We start from the raw sequence: 23,250 nt of genomic DNA on the forward strand, positions 1-23,250 counted from the left end.
CCACGGAGGGGTAGCGAAGTCTGGCTAAACGCGGCGGACTGTAAATCCGCTCCTTCGGGTTCGGTGGTTCGAATCCACTCCCCTCCATTTTATGATAGGGATATAGTTTAAAGGTAGAACTACGGTCTCCAAAACCGTCGGTGTGGGTTCAATTCCTACTATCCCTGCTTCTTATTTTGATGGCGATAGTGGTGAAGGTTGGTTAACACACCGGTTTGTGGCACCGGCACGCGTGGGTTCGAATCCCACCTATCGCCCTTTTTTATTGGGCTATGGCCAAGCGGTAAGGCAAAGGACTTTGACTCCTTTATGCGCTGGTTCGAATCCAGCTAGCCCAATTTCTTAAGGATTTGAATCCTTTGAGATGGCGGTATAGCCAAGTGGTAAGGCAGAGGTCTGCAAAACCTTCATCACCGGTTCAAATCCGGTTACCGCCTTATTAATGCTAAGCAAGGCGTTAACTTTTAAAATTTAATTATGCCGGTGTGGCGGAATTGGCAGACGCGCTGGACTCAAAATCCAGTGTCCGTTGAGGACGTATCGGTTCGACCCCGATCACCGGTATCATATATATGAGAACTGTGATATGATCACGGTTCTTTTTTTTGTATATATTAAATTGATATTAGGTAGACTTTATATGATAATCAATAAATTTGATATTAAAATTACTATAATAAATTACATATGGTTTAATTTGTGAATTTATTAAGATCAAAACTTGAAGTTATTGTTATATCAATGATTAGGACACTAAAATGTTCTAGATGAAACCTTAAATTACTTTAAAGGAACTCTAGATTTTTTCTAAATTACCCAATCATCAATTAAAAATAAGTGTATAATAGAATATGTAAGGTAGTTATTTGGATATGGACAAAAGCAAAGGAGCGGTTAGATATGGTTACTTTATATACATCACCAAGTTGTACTTCATGCAGAAAAGCTCGCGCCTGGTTAAAAGAACATGATATTCCTTTTACAGAAAGAAATATTTTCTCCAATCCACTTAGCATTGATGAAATTAAACAAATTTTACAAATGACTGAGGATGGGACAGAAGAGATTATTTCCAAACGTTCAAAAGCTTATCAAGATTTGAATGTTGACATTAACGATATGCCACTTCAACAGTTATTTGAATTATTACAATCAAATCCTGGACTTTTACGGCGTCCAATTATCATGGATGATAAGCGTCTTCAAGTTGGATACAATGAAGACGAAATTCGGCGGTTCTTGCCACGGAAGGTTCGGGTTCTCGAACTTGAAAAAGCCCAAAAGATGGCCGGATTTTAATTGCAACTGATTATTAAAATGGAATTTTAAAAGGTTGCCCATATAATATGGGTAGCCTTTTTTATTAAATATGTGCTATGATATTACGTGAATTTGAAGGGAGGTTCTCTTTATGGAAATGGAGAAAATCAACGAAAATACAATGCGTGTAACCCTTGGGAAAGAGGATCTTGCCGAGCGTGGAATCTCAATCTTGGATTTGATTGGGAACCAACACGACGTTGAAGATTTTTTCTATAGTATTTTGGATGAAGTTGATACTGACCATGAGTTTCGTGATAACGGGGCAGTGACATTTCAGTTAGTTCCAAGCGGCGATGGGGTTGAGTTATTTATTACCAAAGTTGATCCGGAAGCCGCCGAGAAGATGAATTTACCTAAAGATGCAGAATTTGATGAAAATAATAGCGTAATGCTTTCAAATTTAACTCCCGATGAATTGGACCAAATCGGATTAGACAAAGATGTAACGCGGATTTTAAAGGACCGAATGAAAGGAAACTTTAAATCTGATTCAAAAGATCAACGAAAGACATCAATTCAACAGTCTGAAAAACCGACTACTGATCAAGCATCATCACAGCGTGAACAACCTGAAAATTATGTCCGGGTTGTTGAATTTGAAACGCTTCAGGACTTTATCGACCTGACACGCAATGTGATCTTTAAGGCTCCATTTGGATCAGATTTATTCCGGATGGATGATAAGTATTATTTGGTGGTTAAATTTTCTGATGAAGAGGTTACCAGCGGAACGGTTCAAGATGTATATTCAACCATGCTTGAATACGGAAAGGCACCGAAATTACCGCCAATTTATCTCGAAGAACATGGCCAAGCTGTTAAAACCCGAAATGCATACGAATGGTTTTCGTATAATTTTAGTTAATAAAAAGACACCTTATTTGCGTAATTGTAAATGAGGTGTCTTTTTATGTTTTATGCGTTAAATTCTCAAAATCAATTGGTTCACGCTTCTACAGCTGATTTATTGAAGAAATACTATTGTCCGGTATGTTATCAGCCAGTCAAGCTGCGAACCGGTAAGTTAAATTCTGCCCATTTCGCGCATCAACATTCAACTTTTTCAAATCAGCATTATGATACAAACGTTCATCAGGCCGGAAAACGGTTGTTAATGAAATGGGGGAATGAGTTAGGATATGATGTACAGTCAGAAGTATCCTTTAAAGCAATCCAACGGCGAGCAGATGTAATTCTTAAACTTCCGAAATCCCAAGTTGTTATCGAGTACCAATGTTCACCAATTTCAGCAACTGAACTGACGAAGCGGAGTCGAGCGTATGCGCAGACAGGGTTACAGTGTATTTGGCTTGTTGGAAAACGTTATTGCCTTCATGGCAGAATCTCACAGCATAACGCTCAATTTTTCAGGTACCATCCGAATATTGGTTTTTATTTTGTTTATTTGAATGCCGAAATGCAACGGCTAGAGCTTTATTATCAGATTCAACAAGCAGCGTTTTTGCGGCCCAAATATCGAATTAAGTTTTTAGCAAATCTAAAAGAATTAATTCAATTTATTCACCATGCAAAAGAAAACCATTTAAACAAAATTTCGGTTAAAATGCGGATGCACCAAATTCGAAATTTTAATCGAGCAGAGGCATACTCAACGGGAATGACCCGCATGCTGCAGGTTCAATGTTATTTGAACCATCTTGAATTTCGTCAAGAAGTTTTACGAAATCTTTCGTCGTCCTTTGACTACCCAATTTATCGCTATTCAAAGGTATATTTTCAAATTGCGGTTCAATTGGGAATTAATTCTAAAAAATTGCTTTATCAAATGCCATTTATTAATTATCATAATTTTATTTAAGAAAATTTACTGGTAAAATGATTTTGAGGTGAAGATGATGACAGAGATAAAAAAGGTTCCTGCACGTTCAGAAGTTCCTGAAAAATTAACGTGGGATTTGGACCGGGTTTACCAATCAATTGAAGACTGGAAAACGGATCAACGAAAATTAGAAAACAAATTAGATGAATTCAAACATGCAAAAGATCAATTGGAAATAAATGCGGATAAATTTCTAGAGGTAATTGAACAGTACCTTGGAATTATGCGGATTTATGAAAAACTTGCGGTCTTTGCATCGATGAAAAATGATCAAGATACGACCAATTCGCAGTATCAAGAACTGCAAGGAATGGCAGATAATTTAGGAACGCAAGTCAGTGAAGCAGTTGCGTGGTTCCAACCAACACTTGTTCATCTTGATGATCAAGTCGTTCAGGATTATTTTCACCAGAATTCAAAGCTCGAACCGTACCGGCATTTTATTACTGAATTGCGTTCACAGCGCGAGCATTTGTTAAGTAATGCGCAAGAAGAGTTATTGGCTGCAGCGGGGAACATTTTTGGAGCTCCCGAAAAAACATTTGAAATGTTAAGTGATGCAGATCTAAAGTTCCCGGTTGTTGAAGGGGAAAATGGGCAAAAAGTTGAGCTTTCAGAAGGAACATACAGTAAATTACTCGAATCGGCTGATCAAAAGGTTCGCCAAGGGGCATTTAAGGCGTTATATCAAACATATGGGGCATTTAAAAATACATTTGCAACAACATTAACTTCACAGGTTCAAGTGCAAAATTATCAAGCAAAGGTTCGCCACTATGCTTCTGCCAAGGATGCAGCGTTAAGCGAAAACCACATTCCGGATAAAGTATATGATGTTTTAATTGACGAAGTTCACCGTAATTTACCATTGTTACACCGTTATGTTAAATTGCGCGGCGAAGTTTTAAATTTGGATAAGGTTCATATGTACGACCTGTACACGCCAATTGTGAAGGAAAGCAATTTATCGTTTACATATCCTGAAGCTCAAGCCAAAGCACTTGAGGCCCTTCAAGCTTATGGTGACGATTATCTTCAACATGTCCAAGAAGCCTTTGATAATCGTTGGATCGATGTTGTTGAAAATAAAGGCAAACGAACGGGGGCATATTCTTCGGGCGGATATGATACTGATCCATATATCCTGTTAAATTGGCAAGATGGATTGGAAGATCTGTATACGCTGGTTCATGAAATGGGACACAGTATGCACAGCTATTATACGACGCATACCCAACCATATGTATACGGCGATTATCCAATCTTTGTTGCGGAAATTGCATCAACTACGAATGAAAACTTACTTACGGATTACTTATTGAAGACGGAAAAGGATCCCCAAGTTCGGGCATTCGTTTTAAACCATTATTTAGATGGCTTTAAAGGAACAATTTTTAGACAAACTCAATTTGCAGAGTTTGAACAGTGGATCCATGAACAGGATGCCAGCGGGAAGTCATTGACGGCGGATTCAATTTCGAAATTTTATGGTGACTTGAATAAGCAATACTATGGCCCGGCAATTTATAATGATGATGAAATTGCGATGGAATGGATGCGGATCCCGCATTTTTACTACGACTTTTATGTATATCAATATGCAACCGGTTTTGCAGCTGCAACGACGTTATCGCAACGAATTGAAGATGACGATCCGACGCATACCGAAGCATATTTAAACTTCTTAAAGTCTGGGAGTTCAGCATATCCAATTGAAACGATGCAAAAGGCGGGCGTTGATATGACGCAACGCGCATATTTAGAAAAGGCATTTAAGGTTTTTGAAGAACGGTTAAATGAACTTGAAAAATTGATTGTGAAGTAACAAAAACGGAGACGTTAAAGCGCCTCCGTTTTATTTAACTGGTTTTTGTGATTTGCTTAATTTTGCAGAATGTAAATACTGAGTATGGTTATTTGGACACAAGACCGAATCTTGCGGATGCAAAATAAACTTTTGTAAAATATCAAATGATTCTTGCGGGTTCAGTGAAAATGCATAATCAGGGAAGTCGGTGTTGGTTACAACAACTTCCGGATAAGTCGTGATTTGCATTTCAGCTGCAATCCGCTGATCTTTTTTAAAGGTTTTGACTGCCAGATCAGATTGCCGGTCTTCTTTAAAGAGTTCCCAATCAAGGTGACTCTTTAAAGCAACCTTTTCGACCATTTCGTCAGTGTATTTAAAATTGTTTCTTAATGTACATTCTTGAACGTTGAGTAAGAAATTCCGTCCCCGTTTCTGGCCTTGAAAAAGAGCGGCTTCATAATCAAGCGATGCCTTATAAAGGGTATCAACAACTTGATGTTCAATTGAACTTGAAACGCCCACGTGCTGCATCGCAAATGAAACGGTACTCAACGTTAAAAGGGGGAGAACCCGAAATCGAATTTTATTTTGAGCTTGCGCAAGCAATTTAATAATTTTCTTTTCAGTCTGATAGCAAGTTTCACTAATCGGATTAATAAATAGATATACCTCTAACATATTTATTTTTCCTCCCTGCTCGATTTATCCATTCCTTACTTTAAATAAAACAAAGCCGTTTTGCAATTAATATGTTTTCACCAACCAATGGTAACGTATGGTAGAATAACAACAGATAAAGTTTCGGGGAGCGAAATGATGGATCGTTGGGATGATTTTTTAGCACCATATGCTCAAGCAGTTGATGAGCTTAAGCTTAAATTGAATAGTTTAAAAAAACAAATGAGCTATAACAACCATGGCCCGATTGAATTTGTAACGGGCCGGGTAAAAACGAAGGAAAGCATTCTTGAGAAGATGCAGCGGCGGCACATCACCGCTGAAAACCTTGCAGTTGATATGGAAGACATTGCAGCTGTTCGAATTATGTGCGAGTTTGTCGACGACATCTACGCCATTGTAGGGATTCTTCGCAAACGCCATGATATGGATATTATTGAAGAGCGGGACTATATTGCCCATAAGAAACCGAGCGGCTACCGTTCATACCATATTATTATCCGTTACCCGGTCGAACTCGTTACGGGGACAAAGTACATTAAAGCTGAAATTCAAATTCGAACGTTGGCAATGAATTTTTGGGCGACAATTGAGCACTCGTTAAATTACAAGTATCAGGGAGAATTTCCACCTGAAATTGCTGAACGGTTACGGAAGACAGCGGAGGCCGCCTTTTTGCTTGATACGGAAATGTCAAATATCCATGATGATATTAAAGAGGCTGAACGACTATTTGCACAGCGAAAACGGAATGACGAAGAGGATAAAAAATGAAGATTGGAATTTTTGCAAATGACACTCCGCAAACGGAGCAGATCAAAAATCAGCTTGAACAAAAATTAAGTGATCGTCATATTACGATCGATAATGCCAATCCTGATATTGTGATCACGATTGGTGGCGATGGGACGTTGCTTTCAGCATTTCATCATTATCAGGAACAGCTTGAAACGATTCGCTTTTTAGGGGTGCATACTGGTCATTTAGGATTTTATACTGACTGGCGGGCGGGTGAGCTTGACGACCTTGTAATCAGTCTTCAATCAGACAATGGGCAGGCGGTCAGTTATCCACTTCTTGATATTTCGGTTACCTATCATGATGAAAATCAGGCGCGGCATTACTTAGCCCTAAATGAGGCAACCCTCAAGCGGATTGGAATGACAATGGGAGCTGATGTTTACATTGGCGGTGAATTGTTTGAACGTTTTCGGGGCGATGGCCTATGTGTGTCAACCCCGACCGGTTCGACGGCCTATAATAAATCGCTTGGCGGAGCGGTGATCCATCCGAGTTTAGATGTGATTCAATTAACAGAAATTGGGTCGCTAAATAATTTAGTATACCGGACGATCAGTTCGCCAATGATCGTTCCGGTAAATGACTGGATCACGATCGTCCCTAATCAGGCGAGCGACTTTTTTATGACAGTTGACCAGGAAAATATTTATGGGAAACAAATTGAACAGATCATGTTTAAGGTCTCGAAACGTAAAATTCGGTTTGCGAAGTACCGGCACACTGAATTTTGGCGGCGGGTCCAAGCAGCATTTATTGGTGATTTAAATGAGAATTAGTTGGCAGTATACGGGAAATGCACCGATTAAACTGAAGACGTTTATTCGTAATCAGGGAATTTCCCGGCACTTAATGGCAAAAGTCCGGGGCGACGGTGGCAAAGTGCTGATCGATGGCGTTGAAAATCGGCGAATTGATAAAATTGACCCGCAAACAATTTTAACGATCGACTTTCCGCCAGAAGAGAACCGAAAAAATGATTTAATTCCATCGTACGTTCCGTTAAAGATTCTGTATGAGGATCGCGATTTTTTGATTATTGATAAGCCGGATCATGTTAACTCGATTCCGTCCGTACCTCAACGAAAGGATTCATTGGTGAACCGGGTCGATGGTTATTATCATCTTCGCGGATATGATGATTTGATTCCCCACATTGTGACCCGGCTTGATCGTGATACATCGGGGGTGGCGTTGTTTGCGAAACACCGGTATGCCCACGCACTGCTTTCGCGGCAAATGGAGCAGCATGCAATCAAAAAGACTTATTTAGCGCTTTTAAGCGGTAATTTAAAGGAAGACCATCTAGTGATCGATCGCCAGATTGGCCGTGTTCCGGGAAGCCTGATTGAACGGCAGGTAGTTTCAAGCGGCGGGCAAGAAGCACAGACTGAATTATGGGTCAAAAAACGGTTTCCGGACTGTACGGTCTGTGATGTACGGTTGCATACGGGACGAACCCACCAAATTCGGGTCCACTGTAAGTCGATTGGCTATCCATTAGTGGCGGATACGTTATATGGCGGCCAAATTCAGTTGCCACTGCAGCGACAAGGACTACATTGTCGTAAAATTGAATTTTATCATCCATTCAAAAAGCAAATGATGACGTTTGAAAGTCCGCTTCCGCAGGATATGAAAAAGTATTTAGAGCTTGAAGAGCATAAAAAAACTGGACGTTAAGTCCAGCTTTTTTATTCAACTAAGAGTAAGTGAAGGTCAAACTGTTCACACAGCTTAGTTAATTGCTTTTCATCATTTCCGGTCAGAACAAATTGAACGGCCCCTTGATTATAGTTGATCAACGTTTGAAGATTTTCTTTAAATGCTGATGAATCTGGTTGAGCAGCAATCATGATCCGATCAATTCCATGTTCGTTTGCAAAATCAATGGCCTTCTTTTGACCAGCTAAGGTTAATTCATCAAAAGCGTGGTTTAAGGTGATTTGCATTCCGCCCGCCGCGCCGATCAGTTGTTCCATTGAATCTTCATCGAGCTGATTGTCTTCGGTAATTGCGCCAATCGCAACGCTGTCAACGCCTAATGCTTGCGCTTCAAAAACATCGGCTTCCATTACTTTGATTTCGATGTCGCTGTATGAATACTTGCCTGTACGTGGCCGAATCAACGTTTCAATTGAAATTTTCTGATTGTCATGCAAATAGCGAACCGTTTCGGCAATCATGCCTTTGCTGGCAGTTGTTTGTTGGTTTTGAAGTTCAATTTTTTGAAAATCAGTAAGGGTTGAAAGTTCATGAATTGTTTGAACTGCCTTTTGTTTAATAATCATTTAAAATTCCTTTCTTTAGTTTATTTTTTGAAGCAAACACAGACCCCTTCAGGAAGAGGAATATTTTGCTGGATGCAGTCTAGTTTACCATTTTTTGGATCCCGTTTAAATAAGGTTACGTTGTTGGTATTTTGGTTAGCCACAACGAGAAACCGGTTTGTTTTGTCTAACGCAAAATCGCGCGGAAAACTGCCTTCGGTTGAAGTCCAGTCAATCAATGCTAACGTATGGTCGGAGTTGACTTGATAAATTGCAAGCGAGTCATGTCCCCGGTTTGAAACGTAAACAAATTGATGGTCATCCGTGATGCGGATTGCGGCGGCTCCGTTATGGGCGGTAAAGTCATCGGGAATCGTTGATAAAATTTGCCGAATTTCAAAGTGACCATCATGCGGATCATATTGAAGGACGGCAACTTGACTACTGAGTTCAGCGGCTAAATAGGCGGTGTTTTGATCGGCAAAAACAAGGTGCCGGGGACCAAAACCAGCCTCAAAATTCAAGCAGGCATCTTCAGTTGCTTTTCCGGTTGAACTAATGGTATAAGTTGTTAACGTATCATTCCCGAGGTCAACCACGGCGAGCCGTCCATCTGGCGTAAGGTCGGCAAAGTGGACGTGCGCGTCATCCTGTTCGGGACGGGGACCGTTTCCATGATGAATGATCTGATCGGTAAGCGTTAAGGTTAGATCATCGTTTAAATGATAAATTTCAACGGTTCCCCGGTGGTAGTATGCTGCAAAAACGAGTTGCCGGGATCGATCATAGCCAATGTAACATGGACTGGAGCCAGTTGTAAGTTGGTCATCAAGTAAGTCAAATGATTGGTCAGCCAGGTTATAGTTGGCGATTCCGCCAAGGGGGCCTTCAACCGCAACGGCAAGTAACGAGTTGCGGTCAGTTAGTCTTAAGTAAGTGGGATTGCCCACCGTAATGATTGGTTGCGGTTGACTTAAACGCCCGGCATCGCAATCAAGTTGAGCCTGATAAATTCCCCGACTGGTTTGTTTAGTATATGTTCCGAAATAAATTTGTTGTTTCATGTAACTCACTTCCCATTTAAGTTAATTTAATTATAGCATTTTCGAATTTCTTTAATAATTCAAAAATTGCTATGTTAAAATAACCTTGAGGTGAAGCGTGATGATTAAAATGAAAGTTGTTTCAGTCGGAGAAGGCGCATTGAATGCGGAAGATGGATTGGTGATTTTATTTGGCAAAGAAGTTTCAGAACGGCTAAAGGAAGTCTCAGTTATTCAAGAATTTGAACAGATCGATCAGTACGATGTGAAAAAAGGAATGCAACTGACGATCGATGACCAACAATATCAAGTGGCATACGTTGGAAACTTGGTTGCAAGTAACCTTGAAACGGTTCACCATACCGTTTTAGATTTTAATGCCGTTCCGGATGAACCGCGCAGCAATGCGATTTACTTGGAACCGCAAAAATTTCCGGTAATTCATGCTGGATCACAGATTAAGATTAAAGAATAGAGGAATTATCGTGGCAAAGAAGAAAAAAATCAAGAAAACAAATGAAGAACGGATTCTTGATGAAAACGGAATTGAATATGAAGAAAAGAATTTTAACTGGGTTGGACGCGGAATGGATGCATTGAAGGATGCTGAAAGCCAAGGAATCGACCCGAACAGCTTGTTGAAGACAATTGTTTTACAAGCGAATAACGATGCCAAAGATTATCTGGTTGTTTGCTTACCCGTTCAGGCCGAGATCAACTTAAAATTAGTGGCGCATGAACTTGGAAAAAAGCAGGTTCACCTAGCTGATAATAAAAAGTTGGTGAAAATTACCGGCTACGTTCATGGCGCAAATACACCAATCGGAATCAGCGCGTATAAAGGCTTTCCAATCTATTTTGATGAACAGATTCAAAAGTTTGATGAAATTTCGGTTTCTGCAGGGAAGTTAGGCCGTTCAGTGCGCTTAAAACGGGAAGATTTAGTAAAACTGGTGAAGGGATCATACATTAAAGTTGAACGCTAATCAAACAAAGTTATTAAAGAAAATTGATCAGGCAAAAGTTTTTTTGACGCATAATCGTAACTTGTTTAAGTGCCCATATTGCGGGGCGAAAATGACCGTAATTAAAGATTACAGTTTGATTTGTGCTCAAGGTCACCGGTTTGACTTGTCGAAGAAGGGGACGCTTTTCTTAATTAAGCATGGAGTTAAAAGCGACTATGATCAAAAAGAATTATGGCAGGCTCGGCGCCATGTTCTTCAACACGGATTATTTGATGGGGTCCTTGAACAGATTATCCACCGGATGCCTCAACGAAATTTAACTTATATTGATGTTGGATGTGGTGAAGGCACGCCCCTTGCCCGAATCCGGGAACAACGGCGTCAATTCAATGATCAAGCAATTGGGTTTGACATTTCAAAGGATGCGATTAACTTGGCAACGCAGCAAACGGCGAATAGTTTCTTTTGCATTGCGGATCTGGCAGCCCTTCCGTTTGCCGATCGTCAAATCGATGTCATTATTGATATTTTGTCGCCGTCGTCATACCGCGAATTTGATCGGGTTCTTGCTCGGAATGGAATTTTATTTAAGGTTATTCCGAATGCTGAATATTTGATCGAACTTCGGCACCGTCTCTATCAACCTGAAGATCCGAAGTATTCGTATCACAATGATGACGTGTTAAACCGGGTGTTGGAACAGTATCCGCAAACCAAGGCCGTTCCGGTTAAATATCAATTTAATTTAACGCCAGCGCTTGCGATGGACTTGTTAAAGATGACCCCATTGCAGTGGGGAACGCAAGCGGACCTGGCGAATGTTTTTAAAACGCCGTTAGAGCATGTTACGGTTGATATGTCACTGTTAATTGTTCGGAAAAATTTGTAAAATTGCTTGTCAAACAATATTTAAGGTGTTAACCTTATTAGTAAGAAAACGGTTATTAGTAATTAACCAAGTTGTTAGTTATTAATTAATTGGACTTCATTAACGTAGCTGTTCGCCGTGCCCACACCGAACGGTTACGCTTTTTTATTGCTTGAAATTAAGAAAGGAAGATATTGATGACAAATCACATTGCGCTCTTTGAACCATTAATGCCGGCAAACACAGGCAACATTGCACGGACCTGTGCAGGAACAAATACGGAATTGCATTTAATCGAACCATTAGGATTTTCAACCGATGATAAGTATTTAAAGCGGGCCGGTTTGGATTACTGGGACAAAGTTAAAATTACATACCATAAGAATCTTCCAGCATTTTTAGAAACGATTCCTGATATGGGTAAGCTTTATTTGGTTTCAAAGTTTGCGGAAAAAACATATACTGATCCGGATTATTCAAACGTCGATGAAGATCACTATTTTCTTTTTGGAAAAGAGACAACGGGATTACCGGAAAACTTCATGCGGCAAAATGCGGAAAAATGTATCCGGATTCCGCAAAATGATGACCATATCCGGGCATTGAACTTGTCGAATACGGCAGCAATTGTAATTTATGAAGCGTTGCGGCAACAAGGATTCCCGCAATTAGACCGGACGCACCTTTACGAAAATGACAAATTAAAATAGAAGAGGGAAAAATGGCAGCAAAGAAAAGCGGTAAACGAACATCGAAACGGAAAAAAACGGCCGCAGCCCAAAAACAAATTTTTTCTGAACGGGTCGTTGGCCTGATCTTAGGTGTTGTAAGTTTATTTGGAATTTTTCATTTAGGTTACTTAGGAGTTTTGATTGTAAATGCATTCCGGTTGCTGATTGGTGATGCATATTTAATCGGAATTGGGCTTTTATTATTATTTAGTATTTATTTGTTGATTTATGGTAAAGAACCCCAAATCAAACCACGGTATTGGGGTGGAATATTACTGATTATTTTGGGAATTAGCCTTGGATTGGAGGCAATTTTCTTTAACAAATTGGATTTGCATAACGACTTTATTGGCGTTACATGGCAGTATTTGGCCAATGATATTGTTGGCGCAAGTCTTGGGACCGCGGTTGGCGGCGGAATGATCGGGGCGTTACTGTATACCGGAACGAATTTTCTGCTTGCTCAACTGGGGTCATATTTGATCAGTCTTTTGCTGATTGGTGCCGGTTTATGCATGGTATTTGGAATTTCACTGCAACAGGTAGCTCAATTTTTCGGGAAAATTGGACTCGTTTGTTGGAATGGAATTAAATTGATCGCTGGAAAGTTAAAGCACGCTGCAGGAACAGCGAAGGATTCACTTCAAGATGCAGCGGAAAAACGGAAAGCAATGTCCACTGAAAAATCGGATGATCAGCCGGAAGAAAAGGAAGAGCCTGTCGAACCGGAAGATCTTAAAGAAGAAGTTGAACCGCTTGTTGCCCCGGAAGATAAGGAATTGCCAAAACCAATCAGTGAACGGGATGCAACGGATGTTTGGAATCGTGAATCAGAGAAGCAGGAAGAGCCTGAAGTGGCAAAACCCGTTTTGCACCAGTCATCTTCAATTGAAAATTATCAATTGCCACCCGTCAGTTTGCTTCAGGATGTTGCGCCAACGGACCAAAGTCAGGAACGAAAAGAAATCAAGCATAATCAAGAGGTCCTTCGGCAAACGTTGAAGAGCTTTGGCGTTGATGCAGAACTGAAAAATACGATTTTAGGGCCGTCAGTGACCAAATATGAACTTCACCCGGCAATTGGCGTCAAAGTTTCAAAAATCGTGAACTTGACGGATGATTTAGCCTTGGCCCTGGCAGCCAAGGATATCCGAATCGAAGCTCCAATCCCTGGGAAATCATTGATCGGGATTGAAGTTCCTAACAAAAAGGTAGCCACAATTTCATTTAAAGATGTGATTTCGGCGGAACACAAGCGCCCGCATCAGCTACTTGAGGTTCCTTTAGGGCGGAATGTTTCTGGAAAATTAATTACCCTGGATATTACGAAGACGCCTCACCTTTTGATTGCCGGAGCAACCGGGAGCGGAAAGTCAGTGGCAATCAACGGAATCATTACGAGTTTATTGATGAATTGTACCCCAGATGAAGTCAAGTTAATGCTGGTTGATCCCAAAAAGGTTGAACTGGGAGTTTACAATGGAATTCCGCATTTAATTTCGCCAGTTGTCACGGAATCCAAAAAGGCGGCCATTTCACTGAACAAACTCGTAGCCGAAATGGAACGGCGGTATGAAACGTTTGCGAATGTCGGCGTGCGGAACATTGACGGCTATAACCGGTTGATTAAGAACCAACAAGCCTCAATGGATACGGGCGAAAAACCAATGCCGTACATTGTTGGCATCGTTGATGAATTAGCCGACTTGATGATGGTTTCGTCAAATGAAGTTGAAGGCGCAATTATTCGAATTGCCCAAATGGGACGGGCCGCTGGAATCCATATGATTATTGCAACCCAACGGCCGTCAGTTGACGTAATTACCGGATTGATCAAGGCGAATGTGCCGTCACGGATGGCGTTTGCGGTCTCAAGCGGAACGGACTCGCGGACGATTCTTGACCAAAACGGGGCCGAAAAATTACTTGGCCGGGGCGATATGCTCTTTAAGCTGGTTGGAAAGAAGCCGATCCGGGTTCAAGGAGCATTTATTTCGGATGAAGACGTTGAAAAGGTCGTTTCCTTTGTCAAAGAACAGGGAACAGCCGATTATGATGATAATCTTGCGGTTTCGGATGAAGAAGTCCAAGCAACGCAGGATGGAAATGATTCGGATAGCGATCCGCTTTTTGAACAGGTGATCGACTTTATTCAACGGGAGCAAAAGGTAAGCATTTCCCTCCTTCAACGGCGGTTTAAAATTGGATATAATCGGGCTGCCCGCATCGTTGATGATTTAACGGAAAAGGGAATGGTCGGACCGCAAGAAGGAAGCAAGCCGCGGAAAGTTTACTTACCGAAGAAGGAAGAATAAGGATGAAGAGTGAATTTAATTATGAACTTAAACCGGGGGTCAAGGTCCGGTTTATTCAGAATAAACAGTTTAAATCAGTTCAGATGATGATTTCGTTTATTCACGAATTGAAAAATGAACGGGAACTGGCAAGCCGGACGCTTTTAGCGGGAATCTTGGAAAGTTCAAGTGCAGCATATCCGAATCAGCATGCAATCACGCTTAAACTTGCTGAATTATATGGGGCAACGTTTGGTGCGAATACAGAAGTTGAGGGGAATTTAAGTCTCCTCAATTTTGTTTATAGTTTTGTTGCGCCGGAATACTTGAAAGCCGGACAGTCCCTGCTTGACGAATCGGTTGATTTTTTAAATCAAATTATTTTTCACCCGCGAATGGAAAACGGAATGTTCAAGCCTGAAGTCTTTGAACGTCAGCGAACGAATTTAAAAACATATATTCAGGGAATTGTTGATAATAAACAGTCTGAAGCTCTGGTCCATGTTCAACGGTCATATTTTGATGATCCGATTCAGCAGAATACGCCGTATGGAACGGAAACTGATTATCAAGAATTAACGAATCAAGATATTGTTGCGGCCTATGATCAAATGCTTCGCCGTGATCAAGTTCAAATCACGGTAATGGGAGATTTAGACCTTGATTCTTTGAAGCGTTCCCTTTCAAAATTTGAATTCCGAGAATCAGCTCGGGAAACACTTTATGAAATTTGTTATTCTCAGGCGGCGAAGGATCAAGTCAAGGTGCAAACGAAGACAGAATCGGTTCAACAAAGCAAACTGGATTTGATTTACCATTTACCGATCGATGCGCATCAGGACAGAATGTTTTATGCGGCAGTTGTAATGAACGCCTTGCTGGGTGGTTCGCCGCAATCACTTCTTTTTCAAAACGTTCGCGAAAAGGCAAGTATGGCGTATTATGCTGAAAGTAGCTATTCAGCATTACGGTCGATGGTGCTGATTCAAACGGGAATTCAAGCAACGAATCATGATTCAGTTTTAACCTTGATCAAGGAGCAGATTGCGGCCTTGCAGCAGGGTGATTTTTCCGCTGAGCAGTTAGCTAAAATTAAAATCGAGCTGGTCAACGAACGGCAACGAATGCAAGATAGTCCGGCAAGCAGCCTCGAACAAGCTGTTTTAAGTGAATTATTGGCCCGACCATTAGATTCTGCAACCCAACAAAATGGAATTCAAGCAGTGACAAAGCAGGACGTCGTTGCGGCTGCTAGTCAACTTAAGCTTCAAACTGAATTTTTCTTGAAAGGAGGGATGGCCAATGGCAACCATTAATTACGACCGTTTTGGCGAAAAGATGGAAAGTTTTGTTTTACCGAATGGCTTGCATGTTGATTTGATTGCTCGCCCATCCTTTCACCAAACGGATGGCATTTTGACGACCCGGTTTGGATCAGTGAATACGACGTTCACAGTTGATGATCAGCTGAAAACTTATCCAAGCGGAATTGCCCACTTTTTGGAACATAAGTTGTTTGAAAAGGAAGAGTATGACGCATTTGATAAATTTGCAATTTACGGGGCAGATTCAAATGCATTTACCAGTTTTACCCGGACAAGTTACCTTTTTTCAACGGCTGAAAACGTTGGCGAATGTGTTTCAACGTTACTGGATTTTGTTTTTAGTCCGTATTTCAGTGACCAAACCGTGAATAAGGAAAAAGGAATTATTGGGCAAGAAATTCAGATGTATGAAGACGATGCAAACTGGCAGTTGCTGTTTGGAATTATCAGCAATTTGTACCCGAAAACGCCGTTGACAGCTGATATTGCCGGAAGCGTTCAGTCGATTCAAGCAATTACGCCTGCAATGCTTTATGAATGCGATCAATATTTTTACCAGCCGTCGAATATGAGTTTGATGATCGTTGGTAATTTTGATGAAGCTCAAATTAAAGAAATTATTAAGAATGCGACTGCAGGAAGTTTAGCTTCAAATGATAAGTTAAACTTACAACGAGTCAACCTTGGTCATCCGGCAATTGTTCCGTTTGCTGAACGGCAAATGGACGTTCAACGGCCGAAACTTGCGTTGGGAGTTCGGGGTGAGAAAGACTTTCTTCCGGCTGAACGGTTTAAGGCCAAAATTATGCTGCAGATCATTTTAGAAATGCTTGTTGGCGAATCATCTGCTGACTATCAACGCTTGTTTGATCAGGGATTGATCGACAACAGTTTCGGTTATGAAATTCAGCTTGAAGATGGCTTCCAGTTTGTTGATTTTTATTTAGATACAAGTTTAGAACAAATTGATCAGGCGGCTGCTGAATTAAAGGCGATCATTGTCAATGTAGCGGTAAAACTTACGGAACAAAAGCCGATTTTTGAATCGATGAAGCGCGAATTTATTGGACGGGCAATTAAAGGAATGAATTCGAACGAGAACATTGCCAACCAGTTTGACTTGTGGCTTTATGGCGAACGGACGGTGTTTGATGTTCCAGCAATGATCGAACAGCTGACATTCGATGAAGTGGTTGATTTTGCGGATCAGTTCTTTGACCCGGCGAAGTTAACTCGTTATCAAATATTACCAAGGGGAGATCAAAAATGAAATGGGCGTTGATTTTAGGAAGTTCGGGCGATATTGGGAGACAGATTGCACGCGACTTAGCACAGCAAGGCTGGTCACTTTATCTGCACTATGCCCACCAACAAGAACGAATTGAAAAGTTGATTGGCGAATTTCAATCAAAGTTTCCGCGACAAGATTTTATTCCGATTCAGAGTGATTTCATGGCGGCCGATTGTGTCGACCGGATCGTGAATTCGATTTTTGGCGTTGATGCGGTGATTTTTGCTCAGGGAATAACGCACTTTAAGTTTTTGCATGACTTTACTGAAAATGAACTAGATGAAATTTTGCGAATGCAGCTTAAAGTGCCGATGATGATTCTTCAGCGGTTAGAAGATAAGCTTGCCCGTGCTCAAGCCGGAAGAGTTGTCTTTATTAGTTCGGTATACGGGAAAAGCGGCAGTGCAATGGAAACCCCATACAGCGCAGTAAAGGGAGCAATCAATACATTTGTTAAAGCATATAGCAAGGAAGTTGCTTCGATGGAAATCACGGTCAATGCGGTGGCTCCCGGAGCGGTTAATACGCAAATGAATCAAATGTTTGATGCGGAAACGTTAGCGACTGTTCGGGACGAAATTCCAGTGGGCCATTTGGCTGATCCAGCAGAAATCAGTTATTGGGTGCGCGTTTTATTAGCACCTGAAGCGGGGTATATGACCGGCCAAACCCTTTATGTTACGGGCGGCTGGCTGGAATAGTCGTTTTTGGCAGATAAAGACGCTTATGATATACTTAACTGTATGTAAGACGAAATATTAAAAGTTTGAGATTAAATAAGAAAGATGTGGATTTTTAATGGCTAGTGTTGGTCAAAAATTAAAAGACGCAAGAATTGCCAAGGGATTGACCCTTGATGATTTGCAACAAACAACTAAAATTCAAAAGCGTTATTTAATTGCGATTGAAGAAGGCAATTATGATGCTCTTCCGGGAAAGTTTTATGTGAAAGCATTTGCCCGGCAATATGCAGAAACGGTTGGTTTAAATCCCAACGAGATTATTCAAGAATTAGACCAAGAACTTGGAATGCCGGCTTCGCCTGAAGAACAAGCGGAAACAACTTCGCGGGTTCAAAAGCGGGAAGAATTGACCCGGCCGCAAGACAACAGTTTAAGCGCAAAAATTTCGAAGTATCTTCCAACGATCATTATCGTCGTGGTAGTGGTTGCAATTTTAGGGACGATTTATGCTGTTGCATGGGGCAATCATGAAAAGGCTAAAAATCAACAAATTGAACAAACCAATACCAAGGTTGCAGTTTCAACTGATGTAAAGAAGCCAGCCAAGAAAAAGAAGAGCGAATCTTCATCAACATCGAAGAAGGAACAAAAGATCGTCAATGTCGCTTCGGCAGGCTCAATGTTTACGTATAACGTTGAAAATGCACCAAGTCAAAGCACAATTGAACTTGGGGCTACTGGTGGTTCATCATGGGATGCAGTTTACGTTGGCGGTGCTCAAAGCTGGCAGGGGACCCTTCAATCAGGAACGACGAAGGAAATTCAAGTTCCAGCTGGGACAAGCCGGGTTGTTTTGAGCATTGGAAATTCAAATGCTTCAACGGTTAAAATTAACGGCCACAAGTTGAACTTCCTTGCTCAGAACTCATCATTAACTGTGCGGAAGTTAGTCTTGAACTTTACAAACGGTTCAAGTTCAACCAATGCCGAAACCCAATCCCAAACCCAAACGGCTGCTCAAACCCAAGGACAAGGGCAAACGGTTAATAATCAAAATGGTTACCAAACAAACCAGCAACAACGTTATCAACAAAATAACGGCCGGACAAATAATTATCAAACCGTTACCCGGTAATTTTAATTGAGGTGAGAGAGTTGAATTTACCTAATAAGTTAACAGTTATTCGAATTTTATTAATTCCGTTATTTATGCTTGTTTTACTGTTGCCGTTGCATTGGGGCAACATTGTTCTTGCAGGAACAGCGATTCCGAAAACAAGCTTAATCGGAGCAATTATTTTTGCAGGGGCATCGATCACGGACTTTGTTGATGGCCAGATTGCGCGGCGGAAGCACTTAGTAACAAACTTTGGCAAGTTTGCCGACCCGTTAGCAGATAAGATGCTGGTAATGACCGCGTTTATTATTTTGGTTCAAATGGGAAAAGTTCCGGCATGGGTTGCCGCAATTATTGTCTGCCGTGAGTTAGCGGTTACCGGATTACGGTTGATCGTTGTTGAAAATAATGGTGAAGTAATGGCTGCAAAGATGCCAGGGAAAATTAAGACAGCATCGCAGATGTTTTCAATTATTTTTCTCTTTTTAAACAACGTTTTCTTTGCAAATATTCACTTCCCAATCGGACAAGTTCTTTTATACATTTGCTTGTTCTTTACGATCTATTCAGGGATCGAATATTTCTACAATGCACGGCACGTATTTGCTGATTCATTCGGAAAAGATAAAGAATAATTTGAAAAATAAAGGTGGAGAGGCTAGGGAATTTTCTAGCCTCTGTTTTGTCTAAAAATAACTTTAATTTCGTATCTATTAAGTGAGGAGGATTTATATGGGGTCAGATGTGCATCAAACGGATCAATCAAAATTGATTCAAACCGTGATGGAAAAGTTAACTGCTCAAAACCAGACGATTGCATTTGCAACTGATTTTTTAACAAATTTTGCGACGGATTTGATCGACCGGGAAGCAAGTTTTGCAGGATTATTTGTTGCGCCCACCGATGACGCGAAGAATGCGATGTTTGATATCCCATATCAAATTTTAAATGCGAATGGATCGCAAAGCGAAAAAACAACGATTTGGATGGCCCGACAAGCGAAAGCGGTCCTGCGCACAGACTATGCGATCGCGGTTACCCGGAATTCAGTGCAACATACTATTTGGGTCGCAATCGTTGACCATGAGGGGCATGAACGGTCATGTTCGATTCCGTTTTATCGAACACAAAATGTCGAAGATAAGGTATTTAATAAGGCATTTGAATTTGTTCAGCAAAGTTTTGAAAAATAAATCAAACGTTTGTTCGCATCTTTGACTAATCTTTGGTATAATAAATTCGACGAGAAATGATACAGGAGGAAAAGGCGTGGCTAATAACGATAGACAAGCAGCATTGGATAATGCGTTAAAGAAAATTGAAAAAAACTTTGGGAAAGGTTCCATTATGCGGATGGGCGAGAAGGCCGATACCCAAATTTCAACGGTTCCAACGGGTTCACTTGCCCTTGATGAAGCTCTTGGAGTCGGCGGATATCCGCGAGGCCGGATCGTTGAAATTTATGGACCTGAAAGTTCAGGGAAAACAACGGTTGCATTGCACGCCGTTGCTGAAGTTCAGAAAAACGGAGGCACAGCTGCATACATTGATGCTGAAAACGCCCTTGACCCGGCATATGCTTCTGCATTAGGGGTTAATATTGATGATTTATTGCTTTCACAACCTGATACGGGTGAAGAAGGGTTGGAAATTGCCGATGCTTTGGTTTCATCTGGCGCAATTGATATCGTTGTTGTCGACTCCGTTGCTGCCTTAGTTCCGCGTGCTGAAATTGAAGGCGAAATGGGCGATGCCCACGTTGGTTTGCAAGCCCGGTTAATGTCACAAGCATTGCGGAAACTTTCAGGAACAATCAATAAGACCAAAACAATCGCGTTATTTATCAACCAGATTCGTGAAAAGGTTGGCGTAATGTTTGGTAACCCAGAAACAACTCCTGGTGGCCGGGCATTGAAATTCTATTCAACGATTCGGTTAGATGTTCGGCGGGCTGAACAAATCAAAGACGGTTCCGATGTAATTGGTAACCGGGTTCGAATTAAAGTTGTGAAGAATAAGGTTGCTCCGCCATTTAAACAAGCTGAAGTTGATATTATGTATGGCGAAGGAATCTCGAAGACCGGTGAATTGCTTGATATGGCGGTTGAAAAGGACATTATCAAGAAGAGCGGCTCATGGTTCTCATATGGTGAAGACCGAATCGGCCAGGGACGTGAAAACGTTAAACGGTATTTGAAGGAACATCCTGAAATGATGAAGGAAGTTACCTTGAAAGTCCGGAAAGCATACGGGATTGCAACTGAAGAGGAACAAAAGCAACTTGATCTAAAACTTGATGATCAAGCAAAGGAACCTGAAAAGGATTCAAAGAAGAAATAAGATTGCTGAAAGAGACTGGGACTGAAATGTCACAGTCTCTTATTATATATTTTTTATTATTTCTAAAAATGCCGACTATTTATGTTGACATTTTTCGGGCGCAACAACTAAAATAAATACGTATGTGTAATAAATATATTTAATTTAAAAAATTAAAAATGCGGTTTAAAAGCCGCATTTTTGAGACGATGCGGAGGTATTAACTATGATGGAGATCATTGTAATCCTCGCCGTCGCTGTTTTGACTTTGATTATTGGTTTTATCTTGGGAGATAAACGTCGAATCAAGCTTTATGAAACCAGTTTGAACGAGGCTAGCCGAACAGCAGAAGGAATTGTAAAGCATGCCCGTAAAGAAGCGGCTGCAAAGAAAAAGGAAGCAATTCTGGAAGCAAAAGAAGAAAGCCATCGTTACCGTTCTGAAGTTGAAAAAGAACTTCGTGAACGGCGCAATGAAGTTCAAAAGCAAGAGAATCGAATGATTCAACGTGAAGAAAACCTTGACCGGAAGGATTCTTTACTTGAAAAACGCGAACAATCTCTTGATAAGAAAGAGGATCAGTTAAATGCTGATCAACAAAAAATTGATCATCAACGTCAAAAAGTAACAGAACTTGTTCAACAACAACACGATAAGTTAGAAGAAGTTGCTTCATTAACGACCGAACAAGCAAAAGACCAAATCATGAAGGAAACCAAGGCAAGTTTGACTTATGAGCTTGGTCAGATGATTAAGGAAAGCGAAGATGAAGCAAAAGCTCGCGCTGAACAAACAGCTAAAGATTTAATCGCTCAGGCAATCGAGCGCAGTGCGGCTGATACGGTTTCTGAATCAACGGTATCAGTTGTAACATTACCTAATAATGACATGAAAGGGCGGATCATCGGTAAGGAAGGTCGGAATGTCCGGACGTTTGAAACGTTGACCGGAATTGACCTGATTATTGATGATACTCCAGATACAGTTTTATTGAGCGGATTTGATCCTGTTCGAAGAGAAATCGCTAAAATCGCGCTTGAAAAATTGATTCAGGATGGACGAATTCATCCCGCTCGAATCGAAGAAATGGTTGATAAGGCTACCCGTGAGATGGATACTAAAATTCGTGAGATCGGGGAAGAAACGATCTTTGATTTGGGCTTGAATTCAATGCACCCTGATTTGATCAAGACGGTTGGTCGGTTAAATTACCGGACAAGTTATGGCCAGAATGTATTGACCCACTCAATTGAAGTTGCCAAGATAGCTGGAGTTTTAGCTGCTGAATTAGGAGAAGATGTTACATTAGCGAAACGCGCAGGATTATTACACGATATTGGGAAAGCTGTTGATCATGAGATCGACGGTTCACACGTTGAAATTGGGGTTGAATTGGCGAAGAAATATCACGAAAATGATGTGGTTGTAAATACGATTGCATCGCACCACGGTGATGTTGAACCGAAGTCAGTAATTGCAGTTTTAGTTGCTGCTGCAGACTCGATTTCAGCTGCTCGCCCAGGAGCACGGAGCGAATCATTAGAAAATTACCTTCACCGGTTAGAGAAACTTGAAAGTATTTCAAATGAATTTGACGGTGTAAGTAAGAGTTATGCAATTCAAGCGGGACGTGAAGTTCGCGTAATTGTTAAACCGGAAAAGATCAATGATTTGCAAGCAACAGTATTGGCACGTGACATTAAAGATAAAATCGAAAATGAACTTGAATATCCGGGACACATCAAAGTTACGGTTATCCGGGAAACGCGTGCGACAGAATATGCAAGATAAAAAGAGGTTGGATTTTTTCCGACCTTTTTTATTATCGAATTTAAAACCGTTGATAATTGAAAAATGTTAAAATAAGAAAAGCAAACCATAAGGAAGGAA

General features: G+C 40.9%; 23 protein-coding genes and 6 tRNA genes. 26 read left to right on the forward strand and 3 right to left on the reverse strand.

Annotated elements, in window-relative coordinates:
* Nucleotides 1-4 precede the first annotated feature (4 nt).
* The 10 genes from FC33_RS05405 (at nucleotide 5) to pepF (ending at nucleotide 4,988) form a co-directional block, all read left to right on the forward strand.
* Nucleotides 5-87: transfer RNA gene (locus FC33_RS05405), tRNA-Tyr, on the forward strand.
* 9 nt (nucleotides 88-96) lie between these two features.
* Nucleotides 97-167: transfer RNA gene (locus FC33_RS05410), tRNA-Trp, on the forward strand.
* A 15-nt stretch (nucleotides 168-182) separates the two neighbouring features.
* Nucleotides 183-257 (forward strand) — tRNA-His (locus FC33_RS05415).
* Nucleotides 258-266: 9 nt separating this feature from the next.
* A tRNA-Gln gene (locus tag FC33_RS05420) sits at nucleotides 267-338 on the forward strand.
* A gap of 28 nt (nucleotides 339-366) precedes the next feature.
* Nucleotides 367-437: transfer RNA gene (locus FC33_RS05425), tRNA-Cys, on the forward strand.
* A 42-nt stretch (nucleotides 438-479) separates the two neighbouring features.
* A tRNA-Leu gene (locus FC33_RS05430) sits at nucleotides 480-564 on the forward strand.
* Between the two features lie 336 nt (nucleotides 565-900).
* The gene (gene spxA, locus FC33_RS05435; protein ID WP_057827603.1) at nucleotides 901-1,299 is read left to right on the forward strand and encodes a transcriptional regulator SpxA; all 399 of its coding nucleotides are present in this window, start codon (nucleotides 901-903) and stop codon (nucleotides 1,297-1,299) included.
* Between the two features lie 112 nt (nucleotides 1,300-1,411).
* The gene (locus tag FC33_RS05440; protein WP_057827604.1) at nucleotides 1,412-2,188 is read left to right on the forward strand and encodes an adaptor protein MecA; all 777 of its coding nucleotides are present in this window, start codon (nucleotides 1,412-1,414) and stop codon (nucleotides 2,186-2,188) included.
* Between the two features lie 45 nt (nucleotides 2,189-2,233).
* Nucleotides 2,234-3,142, forward strand: coding sequence for a competence protein CoiA (locus FC33_RS05445; RefSeq protein ID WP_057827605.1), 909 nt, complete (start codon nucleotides 2,234-2,236; stop codon nucleotides 3,140-3,142).
* A gap of 37 nt (nucleotides 3,143-3,179) precedes the next feature.
* On the forward strand, nucleotides 3,180-4,988 hold the full coding sequence (pepF, locus tag FC33_RS05450; protein WP_057827606.1) for an oligoendopeptidase F: 1,809 nt from the start codon (nucleotides 3,180-3,182) through the stop codon (nucleotides 4,986-4,988).
* 30 nt (nucleotides 4,989-5,018) lie between these two features.
* Here the strand turns inward: pepF and FC33_RS05455 are convergent, their stop codons facing one another.
* Nucleotides 5,019-5,651 carry a DsbA family protein gene (locus tag FC33_RS05455; RefSeq protein ID WP_057827607.1) on the reverse strand — a complete coding sequence of 211 codons (633 nt, stop codon included), beginning with the start codon at nucleotides 5,649-5,651 and terminating at the stop codon, nucleotides 5,019-5,021.
* A 135-nt stretch (nucleotides 5,652-5,786) separates the two neighbouring features.
* Here FC33_RS05455 and yjbM point away from each other — a divergent pair, with 135 nt between their 5' ends.
* Genes yjbM through FC33_RS05470 form a run of 3 tightly spaced genes read left to right on the forward strand, consistent with a single transcriptional unit; the run spans nucleotide 5,787 to nucleotide 8,132 of the window.
* The gene (yjbM, locus tag FC33_RS05460) at nucleotides 5,787-6,425 is read left to right on the forward strand and encodes a GTP diphosphokinase (protein WP_057827608.1); all 639 of its coding nucleotides are present in this window, start codon (nucleotides 5,787-5,789) and stop codon (nucleotides 6,423-6,425) included.
* The gene (locus FC33_RS05465) at nucleotides 6,422-7,228 is read left to right on the forward strand and encodes an NAD kinase (protein WP_057827609.1); all 807 of its coding nucleotides are present in this window, start codon (nucleotides 6,422-6,424) and stop codon (nucleotides 7,226-7,228) included. The genes yjbM and FC33_RS05465 overlap by 4 nt, the downstream gene beginning before the upstream one ends.
* Nucleotides 7,218-8,132: an RluA family pseudouridine synthase gene (locus FC33_RS05470; RefSeq protein WP_057827610.1), complete on the forward strand. Its 915-nt coding sequence runs from the start codon at nucleotides 7,218-7,220 to the stop codon at nucleotides 8,130-8,132. The genes FC33_RS05465 and FC33_RS05470 overlap by 11 nt, the downstream gene beginning before the upstream one ends.
* Nucleotides 8,133-8,143: 11 nt before the next feature.
* Here FC33_RS05470 and FC33_RS05475 read toward each other — a convergent pair whose 3' ends face one another.
* Nucleotides 8,144-8,740, reverse strand: coding sequence for a copper homeostasis protein CutC (locus tag FC33_RS05475; RefSeq protein WP_057827611.1), 597 nt, complete (start codon nucleotides 8,738-8,740; stop codon nucleotides 8,144-8,146).
* A 20-nt stretch (nucleotides 8,741-8,760) separates the two neighbouring features.
* Nucleotides 8,761-9,783, reverse strand: a complete 1,023-nt coding sequence (locus tag FC33_RS05480) for a lactonase family protein (protein ID WP_057827612.1) — start codon at nucleotides 9,781-9,783, stop codon at nucleotides 8,761-8,763.
* 100 nt (nucleotides 9,784-9,883) lie between these two features.
* Between FC33_RS05480 and FC33_RS05485 the strand changes: the two genes are divergently transcribed.
* The 13 genes from FC33_RS05485 to rny all read left to right on the forward strand — a co-directional run bounded on the left by FC33_RS05485 (nucleotide 9,884) and on the right by rny (nucleotide 23,151).
* Nucleotides 9,884-10,237: a PTS glucitol/sorbitol transporter subunit IIA gene (locus FC33_RS05485; protein WP_057827613.1), complete on the forward strand. Its 354-nt coding sequence runs from the start codon at nucleotides 9,884-9,886 to the stop codon at nucleotides 10,235-10,237.
* A 10-nt stretch (nucleotides 10,238-10,247) separates the two neighbouring features.
* Nucleotides 10,248-10,748, forward strand: coding sequence for an aminoacyl-tRNA deacylase (locus FC33_RS05490; RefSeq protein WP_057827614.1), 501 nt, complete (start codon nucleotides 10,248-10,250; stop codon nucleotides 10,746-10,748).
* Between the two features lie 43 nt (nucleotides 10,749-10,791).
* Nucleotides 10,792-11,619: a methyltransferase domain-containing protein gene (locus tag FC33_RS05495; protein WP_235803896.1), complete on the forward strand. Its 828-nt coding sequence runs from the start codon at nucleotides 10,792-10,794 to the stop codon at nucleotides 11,617-11,619.
* Nucleotides 11,620-11,795: 176 nt separating this feature from the next.
* Nucleotides 11,796-12,308, forward strand: coding sequence for a tRNA (uridine(34)/cytosine(34)/5-carboxymethylaminomethyluridine(34)-2'-O)-methyltransferase TrmL (gene trmL, locus FC33_RS05500; RefSeq protein WP_057827616.1), 513 nt, complete (start codon nucleotides 11,796-11,798; stop codon nucleotides 12,306-12,308).
* A gap of 11 nt (nucleotides 12,309-12,319) precedes the next feature.
* Nucleotides 12,320-14,644, forward strand: coding sequence for an FtsK/SpoIIIE family DNA translocase (locus tag FC33_RS05505; RefSeq protein ID WP_057827617.1), 2,325 nt, complete (start codon nucleotides 12,320-12,322; stop codon nucleotides 14,642-14,644).
* 2 nt (nucleotides 14,645-14,646) lie between these two features.
* Complete coding sequence (yfmF, locus tag FC33_RS05510; RefSeq protein WP_057827618.1) at nucleotides 14,647-15,939, forward strand: EF-P 5-aminopentanol modification-associated protein YfmF; 1,293 nt, start codon at nucleotides 14,647-14,649, stop codon at nucleotides 15,937-15,939.
* Nucleotides 15,926-17,218 carry an EF-P 5-aminopentanol modification-associated protein YfmH gene (gene yfmH, locus FC33_RS05515; RefSeq protein WP_057827619.1) on the forward strand — a complete coding sequence of 431 codons (1,293 nt, stop codon included), beginning with the start codon at nucleotides 15,926-15,928 and terminating at the stop codon, nucleotides 17,216-17,218. The genes yfmF and yfmH overlap by 14 nt, the downstream gene beginning before the upstream one ends.
* A complete protein-coding gene (gene ymfI, locus FC33_RS05520) occupies nucleotides 17,215-17,940 on the forward strand; it encodes an elongation factor P 5-aminopentanone reductase (RefSeq protein ID WP_057827620.1) in 726 nt (241 codons plus the stop codon). The genes yfmH and ymfI overlap by 4 nt, the downstream gene beginning before the upstream one ends.
* Before the next feature lie 97 nt (nucleotides 17,941-18,037).
* A complete protein-coding gene (locus FC33_RS05525) occupies nucleotides 18,038-19,057 on the forward strand; it encodes a helix-turn-helix domain-containing protein (protein ID WP_057827621.1) in 1,020 nt (339 codons plus the stop codon).
* A 20-nt stretch (nucleotides 19,058-19,077) separates the two neighbouring features.
* A complete protein-coding gene (gene pgsA / locus FC33_RS05530; protein WP_057827622.1) occupies nucleotides 19,078-19,674 on the forward strand; it encodes a CDP-diacylglycerol--glycerol-3-phosphate 3-phosphatidyltransferase in 597 nt (198 codons plus the stop codon).
* Between the two features lie 97 nt (nucleotides 19,675-19,771).
* On the forward strand, nucleotides 19,772-20,233 hold the full coding sequence (locus FC33_RS05535; protein ID WP_057827623.1) for a CinA family protein: 462 nt from the start codon (nucleotides 19,772-19,774) through the stop codon (nucleotides 20,231-20,233).
* A gap of 76 nt (nucleotides 20,234-20,309) precedes the next feature.
* Nucleotides 20,310-21,380: a recombinase RecA gene (gene recA / locus FC33_RS05540; protein ID WP_057827624.1), complete on the forward strand. Its 1,071-nt coding sequence runs from the start codon at nucleotides 20,310-20,312 to the stop codon at nucleotides 21,378-21,380.
* Between the two features lie 205 nt (nucleotides 21,381-21,585).
* Nucleotides 21,586-23,151, forward strand: a complete 1,566-nt coding sequence (gene rny, locus FC33_RS05545) for a ribonuclease Y (protein WP_057827625.1) — start codon at nucleotides 21,586-21,588, stop codon at nucleotides 23,149-23,151.
* Nucleotides 23,152-23,250 lie beyond the last annotated feature (99 nt).

Source organism: Ligilactobacillus aviarius subsp. aviarius DSM 20655 (assembly GCF_001436315.1).
Taxonomy (GTDB): Bacteria; Bacillota; Bacilli; order Lactobacillales; family Lactobacillaceae; genus Ligilactobacillus; species Ligilactobacillus aviarius.